At 55.4% G+C, this 12,050-nt stretch carries 13 protein-coding genes; 5 read left to right on the top strand and 8 right to left on the bottom strand.

All coding sequences use genetic code 11. The features are described from left to right. Positions 1-28 precede the first annotated feature (28 nt). The gene (locus LDH66_RS05970) at positions 29-451 is read left to right on the top strand and encodes a JAB/MPN domain protein-containing protein (protein ID WP_226480149.1); all 423 of its coding nucleotides are present in this window, start codon (positions 29-31) and stop codon (positions 449-451) included. Positions 452-540: 89 nt separating this feature from the next. Here the strand turns inward: LDH66_RS05970 and LDH66_RS22875 are convergent, their stop codons facing one another. Both LDH66_RS22875 and LDH66_RS05965 read right to left on the bottom strand, forming a co-directional pair. Then, positions 541-672, bottom strand: coding sequence for a hypothetical protein (locus tag LDH66_RS22875; protein WP_264182214.1), 132 nt, complete (start codon positions 670-672; stop codon positions 541-543). Between the two features lie 141 nt (positions 673-813). Continuing rightward, positions 814-1,023 (bottom strand): ribbon-helix-helix domain-containing protein, encoded by a 210-nt coding sequence (locus LDH66_RS05965; protein ID WP_207289379.1) that lies wholly within the window; start codon positions 1,021-1,023, stop codon positions 814-816. A 107-nt stretch (positions 1,024-1,130) separates the two neighbouring features. On the opposite strand from LDH66_RS05965, the gene LDH66_RS05960 reads away from it, so the two are divergent. Then, positions 1,131-1,460, top strand: a complete 330-nt coding sequence (locus LDH66_RS05960; protein ID WP_226480148.1) for a DUF5789 family protein — start codon at positions 1,131-1,133, stop codon at positions 1,458-1,460. Positions 1,461-1,521: 61 nt separating this feature from the next. Here LDH66_RS05960 and aglJ read toward each other — a convergent pair whose 3' ends face one another. The 6 genes from aglJ to LDH66_RS05930 form a co-directional block, all read right to left on the bottom strand. Then, complete coding sequence (gene aglJ, locus LDH66_RS05955) at positions 1,522-2,529, bottom strand: S-layer glycoprotein N-glycosyltransferase AglJ (RefSeq protein WP_226480147.1); 1,008 nt, start codon at positions 2,527-2,529, stop codon at positions 1,522-1,524. Between the two features lie 98 nt (positions 2,530-2,627). Beyond that, a complete protein-coding gene (gene aglM, locus LDH66_RS05950) occupies positions 2,628-3,917 on the bottom strand; it encodes a UDP-glucose 6-dehydrogenase AglM (RefSeq protein ID WP_226480146.1) in 1,290 nt (429 codons plus the stop codon). Between the two features lie 94 nt (positions 3,918-4,011). Continuing rightward, positions 4,012-4,746 (bottom strand): UTP--glucose-1-phosphate uridylyltransferase AglF, encoded by a 735-nt coding sequence (aglF, locus tag LDH66_RS05945; protein ID WP_226480145.1) that lies wholly within the window; start codon positions 4,744-4,746, stop codon positions 4,012-4,014. A 158-nt stretch (positions 4,747-4,904) separates the two neighbouring features. Then, entirely contained in the window at positions 4,905-6,353 is a 1,449-nt protein-coding gene (locus LDH66_RS05940) for a flippase (RefSeq protein ID WP_226480144.1), read from the bottom strand. 90 nt (positions 6,354-6,443) lie between these two features. Beyond that, positions 6,444-7,865 (bottom strand): sulfatase-like hydrolase/transferase, encoded by a 1,422-nt coding sequence (locus tag LDH66_RS05935; protein ID WP_226480143.1) that lies wholly within the window; start codon positions 7,863-7,865, stop codon positions 6,444-6,446. 176 nt (positions 7,866-8,041) lie between these two features. Beyond that, entirely contained in the window at positions 8,042-9,244 is a 1,203-nt protein-coding gene (locus LDH66_RS05930) for a glycosyltransferase family 61 protein (protein ID WP_226480142.1), read from the bottom strand. 114 nt (positions 9,245-9,358) lie between these two features. Between LDH66_RS05930 and LDH66_RS23095 the strand changes: the two genes are divergently transcribed. From LDH66_RS23095 to LDH66_RS05915, 3 genes are all read left to right on the top strand, one after another. Further along, positions 9,359-10,066: a CatB-related O-acetyltransferase gene (locus tag LDH66_RS23095; RefSeq protein WP_319004343.1), complete on the top strand. Its 708-nt coding sequence runs from the start codon at positions 9,359-9,361 to the stop codon at positions 10,064-10,066. Between the two features lie 188 nt (positions 10,067-10,254). Then, positions 10,255-11,049, top strand: coding sequence for a hypothetical protein (locus tag LDH66_RS05920; protein WP_226480141.1), 795 nt, complete (start codon positions 10,255-10,257; stop codon positions 11,047-11,049). After that, on the top strand, positions 11,039-11,968 hold the full coding sequence (locus LDH66_RS05915; protein WP_226480140.1) for a glycosyltransferase family 2 protein: 930 nt from the start codon (positions 11,039-11,041) through the stop codon (positions 11,966-11,968). Before LDH66_RS05920 ends, LDH66_RS05915 begins: the two co-directional genes overlap by 11 nt. Positions 11,969-12,050 lie beyond the last annotated feature (82 nt).

Genomic DNA, 12,050 nt, shown 5'->3' with positions numbered 1-12,050 from the left:
CTAACTACCGTCCACCCATAGCACGCCTGTGGTCTACGTAACCCGCGGGCTCGTCGACGTCCTGTTGGACCTGGCCAGCGACGCCGATCCCGACGACGTGACGACCGGCGTCTCGGTCGTTCCCGCGAGCGAACTCGAGGGCGCGGACGGGCTCCCGCCGGACGCGCCAGTCTTTACCGATTTCTTCCTCCCCGATCCCGGCAATCCGGTCAACGCCGTCTTCGGGGTCGATCTCTCGACGCCCGCTCGACAGGCACAGGGTCGGTTCGTGTCCCATCCCGTCGGCGAACTCCAGGTGACGCGGCGGGACGATCTGGCACAGGTCATCTTCGTGGCCGTTCCGCCGTGGGAAGTCGACGAACGGTCGTTCGGCGCATTCGACCGGAGCGGCGAGCGCCAGCCGCTCGAGATCATCGACGCCTCGCCGCCGGGGCAATCGTTGACCGACTGAGACGACGGTCGCCACTCGAGGCGGCGAGGAACGGTCAGTGATCGATAGCTCCGTCAGTGACGAAAAAACGAGACGAGAGGGGCCGGGAGTCAGATCCCGGCGGTCACCGGCAACTCGCCGTTACCGATGATGCGATCGATGATGCTATTAGGTGCCCGTTCGCCTCGATCGTCGTCGGACTCGTCGGAGTCCCGAGACGGGAAGTCCGGAATATGCGGCATCTGTTTGGACCTCCATTCGGTACTACTCGCTTCGACTCTGAAAAGCGCTGTCCCGGTGGCCGTCCGCGACGAATGGCCGTCCTCCGTCGGCGATCGACCGCGGAGCCTCCCTACTCGAGGTAGCCTCGTCCGTCGGCGCGCCTACTCGAGGTAGCCCAGCCCGCGGAGCTGTTCGGTGATCTCTTCGAACTCCGCTTCGGTGAGTTCGCCTTCCTTCTGATGTTGAATGACGATGCTTCGAAGCAGGAACCGGACGAGATCGCTCGTGCTCTGGAAGCTCGTTCCCTCGATGGTCTCGTCGACCCGGTCCGCGAGGTCCTTCGGGATCGACACCGTGGTGTACTCGGTCATATGCCATACTCCGGCGCGGTCCCCAAAGGAGTGTCGACGGGGACCGGCGGTCGCCGGTCGTCTCCGCAGCCATTTTTATAATCGGCTCCGTAGCGAGATGTACAGGCATGGGAGTCCGGCCACCATCGAGCGGAGACGACGAGGAACCCGACAGTATCGAGTTCGGCATCGCTGCCGTCGACGCTCATCTCAGGGACGCAGATCTGTCCTTCCCGGCCACGAAAGACGAGGTCGAGGCCGAAATCGGACACGAGCGCATCCCCTATGACGTTCACGGAAACGACGTGGCGCTGAGCGAAATGCTCGCCGAAGTGCCGACGGAACAGTTCGACTCCCGTCAGGAGCTGTTGAACCAACTGCATAAGCCGTTCGAGGCGTACCGCCACAACAACTCGGGCGGCGTCGTCGCACAGGTCCGCTCGCTTCTACCCTTCTGAGGCCGATTTCACCAGTGGTGCGGTCGGTCACGCTGTCGTCCGGTCACCGTCGCACTCGCAGTCACTCGTCGCGCTCGTTTCGAGCGATCCGCTCGAGCCGCCGGCGCTGTTCGCGGTGTAAGGTCACGAGCATGTCCGAGAGGACGCCGAACATGAGCAGTTGGACGCCCAGCAGGATCGCGGCCGCCGAGGCCAGAGCCATGACTTCGTGGCTCTGGTGGTACTGAACCCACTCCCAGAGGACGTACGTCGCGATGAGCGCGCCGGAGAGGATGCCACCGATGCCGAGACTCCCGAAGTAAAACAGGGGGTTGTTGGTCTTGGCCAGCGAGTACAGCGCCAGCATGATCGTCCCCCCGTCTTTGACCGGGTGCAGGTTGGTCTCGGACTCGTCGGGTCGGGCGCTGTAACTGATCGGGACGACCGTCGTCTCGACGCCGTGTTTGACGCACTCGACGGCGAGTTCGGTTTCGATCGTGAACCCGTCGGAATCGAGCGAGAGCCGCCTGAACGAGTCGACGGTAAACGCCCGATAGCCCGAGAGGATGTCCTCGTAGTTCGCGCCGTGGACGAATCCGAACGTGCGATTTATCATCCGATTTCCGAACCCGTTCAACGCGCGCATCGCGTCGTCGTCCATATCGGCGAAGCGGTTCCCGATGACGTGCTCGTACCCTCGAGAGAGGGGTTCGATCATCCTGTCGGCGTCGGCCGGGTCGTACGTCCCGTCGCCGTCGAGCATCAACACGTACGGCACCGTGACGTACTCGAGGGCCTCGCGGACGGCCTGGCCCTTTCCGTCGCCGGACTGAACCAGCACCTCCGCGCCGTGCTCGCGAGCGATCTCACGGGTATCGTCGGTCGAGTCGCCGTCGACGACGACGACGTTCGTGTACCCCTGCTCGTAGAAGCCCTCGATCACGTCCGCGATCGTGGCGGCCTCGTTGAGCGTCGGAATGAGAACGCACACCTCGTCGGGCGAAATCTCGCTCGCCTCCTCCGTGGCGGCGATCGTCTCGCCGCCGTCCGAGAGGACGCTTGAGCCCGTGTGGACCGCATCGTCTTCCATCGGGCAGTACTCCCCTACCGAACTGCAAAAGACTACTGATTGATCAGTGTCGGGCTTTTACGAGCGGGGGCCTCACTGCAGCCGCGAGAACCCGATGGCTACCAGGTCAGCCCCTCGTAAACGTCGAGAGCGTCCTCGTCGACGTCGATCCGCCGTCCGTCGACCACGACCGAGCGGGCCATGTCCTCGAACGAGAGGTCGTCGAACTCCGGCCAGTCGGTCGCGACGACGGCTCCATCCGCGCCCGCGAGCGCGCTCTCGGCCGAGTCGGCGTACTCGATGTCGGGATAGTCGGGCCGGACGTTCTCGATCGCCACCGGATCGTAGGCGACGACGTCCGCGCCGCGCTCCGTCAGGTACTCGATCACGTCGAGCGCGCGCGACTTACGGACGTCGTCGGTCCCGGGCTTGAACGACAGGCCCAGCACCGCGATCCTGGCCCCCTCGAGGGGGACGTGGTCAGCGAGCAGGCCGACGAGTCGCCGCGGTTGCTCGTCGTTGACAGCGACTACCGCATCGAGGAGTTCGGGGTCGTACCCCTGCTCGCAAGCGCCGGCCCGCAGGGCGTTGACGTCCTTGGGGAAACAGGAACCCCCCCAGCCCAGCCCCGACCGCATGAACCGCTCCGAGATCCGATCGTCGAGTCCAACCGCCTCGAGCACCTCGTAGGCGTCCGCGTCGTACTCCCTGGCGATGTTGCCCAGTTCGTTGACCAGCGAGACCTTCGACGCGAGGAAGGCGTTGTTCGCGTACTTGATGAGTTCGGCCTCGCGGACGTCCGTCTCGACGAGGTCCGTCTCCTCGCGTTCGAGGATCGGTGCGTAGAGTTCGCGGAGGGTGGCGGCTGCCTCCTCGCTCGCAGTGCCGAAGACGATCTTGTCCGGCTCGAGGAAGTCTCGAACTGCGGTCCCCATCCGGAGAAACTCGGGGTTCATCGCGAGCTCGAGGCCGTCGCCGATCTCGGTTCCGGACTCGCGCTCGAGGATCGGACCGACGACGTCCTCGGTCGTACCGGGGAGGACCGTGCTCTTGACGACGACGAGGTGATCGTCATCTTTCTCTGCGAGGGCGCGACCGAGCGACTCCGAGCCGGCCTGCATGATCGCGAGATCCAGACCGCCGTCGTCCGTCTGCGGCGTGGGCAGACAGAGGAACGTGACGTCCGTCTCGCGAACCGCGTCGTACTCGGTCGTCGCACGGAGGCTTGTCCCCGCGTGGTCGGCGATCCGTTCCGCGAGTCCCAACTCGTGGATCGGGGCGTCGCCGGCGTTTATCGTCTCGACGATCTCCTCGTCGATCTCGACGTTGACAACGTCGTGACCGAGATCTGCGAGGCAGGCGGCGACGGTCGTGCCGACGTAGCCGCTCCCGATGATGGAGACGTTCATGGCGTGTGAGAGGAAGGGCAGTGATTAGTCGCTTTTGGGTCGTCCTCGAGTCGACGACCGACTCGAGAACGGCTCGTCGATCGAGCGACGAGCGCTACTGTTCGACCGGTTCGGCTTCTTGCTCCGAGATCCGTTCTTCGGCGCGGTCCCGATCCTCGGGGTAGCCGACGTCGGTGCGCCAGCCGTCCATCCGGATCGCGTCGATGGTCCGGCCTGACTGGATGAGCAGATCGATCGCGTCCGGCAGTTCGTACTCGCCGCGATCCGAGGGCTGGACGAGGTGACACGCGTGGAAAATTTCGGGTGTGAACGTGTAGAACCCGGTCATGACGAGGTTCGACGGCGGGTCCTCGGGTTTCTCCGTCACCTCGACGATCTCTCCGTACTCGTTGGTGTCGAGGACGCCGTACCTCGAGGCCTCCTCGTAGGGGACTTCCTCGACCAGGAACGCGGCGTCGGCTCGTTCCTCCTGCTGGCGGTTGATCACGTCGCCGAGGTTCGCCCGAAAGACGTTGTCGCCCAGCATGAGCATGAAGTCGTCGTCGATGTGGGGTTCCGCCTGGAGGATGGCGTGAGCGAGCCCGAGCTGTTCGCGCTGGTGGGCGTAGGTGATCGGGACGCCCTCGTACTCGTCGCCGTAGCGCTCGATGATCTTCTCTTTCATGTAGCCGACGACGAGGACGAACTCGGTCGCGCCGACCTCGATGAGGTTGTCCATGACGTCCTCGATGAGGGGTTTCCCGTCGACCTCGACGAGGACCTTCGGCTTGTCTTCGGTGAGCGGCCGGAGGCGGGTGCCCTTGCCGGCTGCTAAAACGACTGCTTGCATGTGCACACTGATTCTACTTGAGTGTTATATGTCTTCGGGGATGGTCGGTCACGAAACACCGACGGAAGTTTGACGTCGATATGGTTCGAGACCGTGTTAGAACGATAAATCAACCATCATATATCCATATTATATAAGATCATGTGTACTTTCGGAGTTCATGCCTGAACAATCGGAAGATCCACGGGAAGGTTCTGGTCGACGGTAGTCCGAAAGCGTCTTGATATCAGTAGCAAGGTACTAAAGTACACGATCGCACCGAAAGAGACGAGTACCAATACAAGAACGATATTGCGGACGTTGCCGTACGTCGATTCGAGGTAAAGCCCAGCATAGACCGTCATTCCCATGACACCGGCTGCAATCCACTGTCTTCCGATTTCTCCGATGGGAATAGAGAAGTCGATCAGCGCCGAGAGAGATCCGTAGGCGACGAGAAGGCTAACGAAAACCGAGGACGCAGTTGCCACAGCTGCGCCTCGAATCCCGAAGTAGGGTATCAGAATGACGTTGAAAACCACGTTCGTGACGATGAACACAGCGTTGACTCGGAACGACATATCTGGCCTGTCGATGGCGTCGAGCGTCGTCGTGAACTGTCGTTGATATCCTTGAATCAGCGTCGCGACGATGAGAACTATAAGAACGACTGAGCCCTGCGTGAATTCTTCACCATACACTCGGAGCAAGTGTTCTCCAAGCAGTACGCCACCAACCAGCCCTGGGATAAGAACCAATCCGCCGTAGGAGAGCGCAGTTTCGAATAGATCCGCTACCGATTGTGGGTTTTCGTCGGCTGATAGTGAACTCATCTCGGGGAACAGCGTCTGACTCAATGATCCACCGAACAGTATCAGGAAGACCGAGATATTCCAAGCGGCCGTGTAGATTCCAACGAGAGACGACGACACGAAGAACCCAAGTACAGCTACGTCAACCCAATTGAACGCGCGCGTACGAATTTCGCTGAGCCAGGAGTACTCTGCATAGGAGATGATTCGACGATAGTGCGATACTGTCGGTGTGGTAATAGCATCGAACTGACGTACGACTATCCAGAGACCGAGTACGGAGACGAGTACGTAACCGACAGTATATCCTACGAATAGGCCCGCAATTTTGAACCCAGCGAGGATAGCACCGATCTGAATTAGGCTCCGTGTTCCGGTACGAATTGGCGTCAAGACGCCCGATACATGAACGAGATGCTGTCCCTTTAGTACCGAATTGACGACCGCCTGTGTGAGAGTAACGAACAGAAACAACACTACGACTTCTGCAGCTGGATAGCCAAGATAATCATTTATTCTATTTTGTGAAATTATGACGAGAAAGGATATAACGAAGAAGAGACCGAGGACGATCGTCCCGCCGGCAATCAGATAGGCGGCTTCGTCGTTTCCTTCGCTGACTCGTTTGGTGATAGCGCTCGGAACACCCATTTTCACAGCGATACTCAGCCAAGCTACCGTCGAGAGGACAAGATAATAGATTCCGAGGGTTTCGGAGCCGAGAAATCGCGCAATAAATATCGTCGCGATAAAACCCAGTAGAGAGGCCGAAAACCGAGAGGCGAAATGTACTATTGACGTCTGGCCCAGCCGCATACGCCTATCGGTGAGTGCGAAGACAATAAGACCTCCTTTTCACTACCACGACGAGACGCTAGATATGTCGTTGTACAGCATTAGTTCGTCCTATGCCCTGTAGCCGAGTTCGTGTAATCGTTGCTCGATTTCAGGCCCAATATCTTCCTCGGTGCCAGTCACATCGACCCTAGCTAGGTCGTCAACGGTCACTTCGACGAACTCGCGGTCCCCGCGATCTCTCATTGCTTGCCGGTCTGGTGTCAAGGTCTCATACCGAACTTGATCGTCACGACGGACGGCGTCAACGATCACGGTATCATCCTGTTTGCGACAGACCGCGTGCCACGGACCGAAATATGGTTCTCGATCGGCCTCCGGTAACGGTAACCCGTCACCGGGTTCCTCGATTCGATACGAGCTCGTGATCACATGTCCCTCCTCCGGAACGAAGCTTTCCCTTTCACCCTCGATGAGGCTTCTGACGACTGACGGAAATCGAGTCAGCGACGCGGGTTCGGTCACGGTTTTCGCTGTCGACTGTTCGGGGTACTTGACAACCAATGGAACGTGCGAGAGTTCATCACCGATACCCCAACTGTGATCGATTAGACGTACTGCGTCGTTCACGACGCTATACTCGCCGAATCCCTCTCCGTGATCGCTCGTTATGACGACTAACGTCTCCTCGAGTTCGTTTGCTGCATCTAGTCGCTTGAGTAACTCAGCGACGTAAGCGTCAGCCTGCCTAATGCAGCCGTCATATAGGTTTTCCGAAGATTTAAGTTCCCAGAGCGGTCGCTCGCCGAGATATTGCGTCGTAAGCGGCCCTCCCATCGCCTCTCGATGGAGGTTTTCTAGGCGCTCGTCTCCCCACAGATTGTACGAATCTTGTGGCAGATATGGATAGTGTGCATCCATGAGATTAACGCATGCCGCCCAGGGACCAGAGCCCGATTCTCGCCATTCTAGGAAATCCTGTACGTATTCACCGCCGTGTTCCTTTTCGGGGTCGTGTGTTGCGGTCGAACTGCCAAACTCTCGCCCCAGTCCGTTTACAATAGATTTCGCTGGCGAATCACTCTGGAGACATGCTCGGAGGTACTCTCCATAACTTGGGTTACCGGATACGTTTTCGGGACCGAGCGCATTCGGAAATATCAGCTCTTGACGTTTCGGACCCTCCACGTGATCGAAAAATGACGAAAGGTTTGAGGATTCAGAAACGACAGCGTTCGACGTAAAAAGCCCGGTTTGGTATCCCTTATCGTTTAATTCTTCCCAGATAGTGTGTCCAGAAGTCAAGGTTGCCGTATGTGTGGTTGCACGGTGTTGAGACACATGATGGCCAGTGAAGATGCTGACGTGGCTCGAGATACTGTGAATACCAGGCGCCTTCGCAGTCGTATAGCTCGTCGCTTGGTTCGCGAACTCGTCCAGCCGTGGTGTCGTGTTCCGTGGATAGCCAAGGTGGCCTACGTTCTGGGCACGGACACTGTCGAGAATTACCAGAAGAACGTTCGGCTGATCCATACGTAGGGGTCCCAATCAGTGTATTTGTATACTTCGATAAATCACCTGACCGGGACCGATGTAATACGGAACGCCAAATCGGCGTCTAACCGAAAATCTTCTCGTGTAGTACTCAACTGAGTCCCGACAGAAATAAATATATTTGACAGGATCCGTTTTCCGTTCGAATTTTCTGCCTAGATAGTGCCGAGTTGATCGTCAACTGTGTGAAGGAGTTCATCGGTGTCAACGACCAAATCTGAACCGTCACCCTCACAGTATACTGGTTCGTATTCAAGTCCAAGCGCCATCGAAAGTCTCTGGTAGGTATTGAGCCGTTTTTGGCCGAATAACTCGATAACATTAGCATCATTCGAATAGATAATATTCGCAAATCCAGCACCATGCGGCCCAACTACAGCGCTTGAGTTTGAAAATAGTTTTATTTGTTCGGAAACAGAGAGGTTTTCGAGTACATACGATTCGAAACCTCTCGCCTGGAGCGAAGCGACGACTTCTCCTTCGTTTCTCACTCGTCTTTTCGTGGCTCCGCGTCGAGAAATATAAATGCGATTATTTCTCTCCTCGCTCATTTCAACCGAATTCGACATTCGGTCGCGCAGCCAGTTCACGTGTGCGGGAATTGGCTCTATTTGCGACGGAATCAAGAGTTCGTTTACAAATACTTTTCGAGAGGGAACAGATATATAGTCAGTATCATCGTAACCGAGTAAAGACAAGGATTCACGCATCCACGATGACAACGTTTCTGGAACGATAATTTTTACATCATCGGCCGATGATTCCTTGTATCTCTCCAGCCAATGAATCTTAAGTAAGCATTCAATAGTCCAATGGAAATAATTCGGCCAAAGAGGAATGAGAATAATTGCCATGTCAATCGTTCTATCCGGTTGAATATCTCTCTCTGTCGTAGGTAATACCTCTTGAAGTTTGGTGAATCCGTGCTGATATCCGAACATAGAAAGAGCAACACTGACCCTGCGCGACGCAAGATGAACAGGTCCGACGGAGTCCGCAACAAATCTTCCGTCAGGCAGAGAAACAATCCCGGACGAAGTCAGAACAGTTGCCCCGTTAACGATTCCACATACTTGTGGGCAGGGTTTATGTGCTTGAATATTCGCGATCGGTTCGTCACTTCTGACAGACTCTTTACGAGGAATCTCATGTAACCGTGGCTCGATACGATCGCAAGATAATAGCTGTCCGGAGCTTGCAATTTCATTTACAGTAGTAATGTCTCTTTGTTCGTCAATTCTTTCGTTCACATAGGATCGTAATATCTTATCTTGGATTGCTTCTTTTTTTGCCTGTTTGCAAAATTGGTAGATACCGTCTCGTCGTATTTTTCGGAGTCCTTGTCGGAAGAGGGTCATTACGGTGTAACTATCCTTACTTACAGGCCGTCGATTACTTCTACCTCACGCATCTCAGTTCTAACAAATAGATGATCGAAAGGACCATACTTGTTCTCCAAGAGATACAAGGAAATGGTCGGAGATGCTCTTCGAAGGGCTGGAATGGGTGTTTTACGTCGAACTCGCTATTCGAAGCCGCTCGTAACGATAGTAAACCGTGCCCCAGTCGACACTACTCTCGATTTCGATAATTCAGTCACGATCGAACGAGGTTGCAAGTTTATCGGAGACATTTCCCTCGATCGTGACGTAACAGTCGGTACTGGAAGCCATCTCGAGGGAGATGTTCGGGTCGGACGAGGGACGTACCTCGTACGCAACGATGAGCTTATAGGAGAGATATCTGTTGGAAACTTCTGTGCGGTTGCCCGTGACGTAACTGTTCAGGCAAGAGACCATCTAATGACCCGTCCAAGCATCCAAATGCGTTTCTACGATAAGTATCTCGACTCGGAGCTCCCACATGTAACAAAAGGCCCGACACGGATTGGGAGTGATGTGTGGATAGGAACGGGTGCCGTAATCCTCTCTGGAGTTGAGATCGGCCACGGTGCAATTATCGGGGCAGGATCTATTGTAACTCGAGATGTCGATCCGTACGCTGTCGTCGCTGGCGTTCCTGCTAAACGGAAAAGTTGGCGATTTCCCGAGACGGTTCGGGATCAGCTTCTCGACGTTCAATGGTGGGAATGGAGCGATAAAAAGATTTCTCGAAATAAGGACTTCTTCGAAAGTGACCTCGAAGGTCTCGATGATATTTATCGGTTGATATCTGATTAAGATAGGGCGAAAAGTATATATACGTCATCGATTATTCAACAGATATGTCGTTAGAGAAGTTTTCTCTACGGAATTTTTTTCGCGTATTAGAAAACCCTAGTATCCTTCGCGGAGAGGCTACCAAATCTCTCATTAGCATCAATAAGGTACTGCAGAAGCCGGATTCTGATGCGGATGTGTCACATATAATGGAGGAAGATTGGGATAACCTGATCCTTCTCGACGGCTGTCGGTACGATCTGTTTTCCCGACAAAGTACGATCGATGGTCAATTGGAGAAGAGAATTTCTGCCGGATCACAGAGTCTCGAATTTATTAAAGAAAACTTTTATGGGAACGAATTAACGGATACTGTGTATATCACAGCAAATCCGTTCTCTCCTCAAATAAAAAGTGGAACGTTTCACGATATAATAAATTTGCTTCCCGAGTGGAATGAAGAACACCAGACGGTGATGCCAGAAACAGTCGTTAAGGCGACTGAAAGAGCGATCTCGGAGTACCCAAACAAGCGGTTACTCGTACATTTCATGCAGCCACACTATCCCTTTATCGGACCGAAAGGTCAGTCGCTTGACCATCGTGGCTACCAGCCGACAAGTGAGAAAGATGGTCTTTCATTCTCAGTCTGGGACGAATTACAGTATGGAGTTGCAAACTATGAACTCGAAGACGTGGTTGAAGCCTACGAAGAGAACCTGGATATCGTATTGGAGTACGTATCAGAACTAATACCTAAATTGCCCGGTCAAACAGTTATTAGTTCGGACCACGGGAACCTGCTCGGGGAACGAATGAATCCAATACCAGTGAGAGCATACGGGCACCCGTCAGGGCTCCGGAGTCGAGAACTCGTCGAAGTGCCGTGGCTGATCATCGATGGTGAGCGGAAGAAAGTAACTGCGGAAGAACCGAACGGCTACGAATCTATAGACGATTCCATTGTCGAGGACCGACTCACGGCCTTGGGTTATGCTGAGTGAAAAGCAGTCGACCGATAGATCCCGCCCGGACGTCTCGATAATCATTCCTGTCTATAACGATCCAGAGGGGATTCGAGCAACGCTTTCATCGTTGACTGACCAAACGTTTTCCAGCGGACGATTCGAAATTCTTCCGGTAGATAATGGATCGACTGATCGTACTCGGGCGGTACTCGAAGAAATCGAACGAAGAAACGAACGAGTCAGATTAGCCATCGAAGACGAAATATCTGGATCGTACGCTGCCCGAAATGAGGGAATAAAGGAGTCGAACGGTGATGTTATTGTGTTTATCGACGCCGATATGACTGTCCCTGACGGCTGGCTCAAATCAGCACTTCGAACGTTCCAATCAACGAATACGGACTACATGGGCTGCAGCGTCGAACTGATTCTCCCTGACGACCCGACACTAGCGGCCCGCTACGATCATCACACTGGTTTCCCGGTCGAACAATACCTTGAGCACCACCAATTTACGCCGACCTGCTGTCTCGTGACCCGTAGAGCCGTTTTCAAAAACGTAGGCCTCTTCGACCATCGACTCGTTTCCGGCGGCGACAAAGAGTTCGGAAATCGCGTTCACGAGGCGGGCTACGACATGCACTACGCCGAAAACGTCACTATGTACCATCCAACGCGTAACTCTATCCCCGAACTCATCAACAAAGACCGCCGCGTTGGCCGCGGGCTCTGTCAACTCCAGCGCTATTACCCCGATCGTTACGGCACACCCGGTATCCCGCTGCGGCCGAGTGGTGTCAAATCCCCTGATCCTGACCTCGAGACGCGCGACCGACTCGCGTTCGGAGCGCTCTCGAGATTCCTCACCGGCGTCCGCGGACTGGGCTACTACCAAGAGTACCTCATGGGCGATCGGCTCAATGACCTCGGCGGAATCCCGGAACTCGAGCAGTAACGGTTCTCGAGCGGATATTCGATCGAAATCGGCGGTGAAATACGTCAAGTCGTAAAAAGATACCCGAGGATCGTCTCGAGTA

The organism is Natrinema amylolyticum, from assembly GCF_020515625.1.
Lineage (GTDB): Archaea > Halobacteriota > Halobacteria > Halobacteriales > Natrialbaceae > Natrinema > Natrinema amylolyticum.
This window is presented reverse-complemented; position numbering and strand designations above follow the sequence as displayed.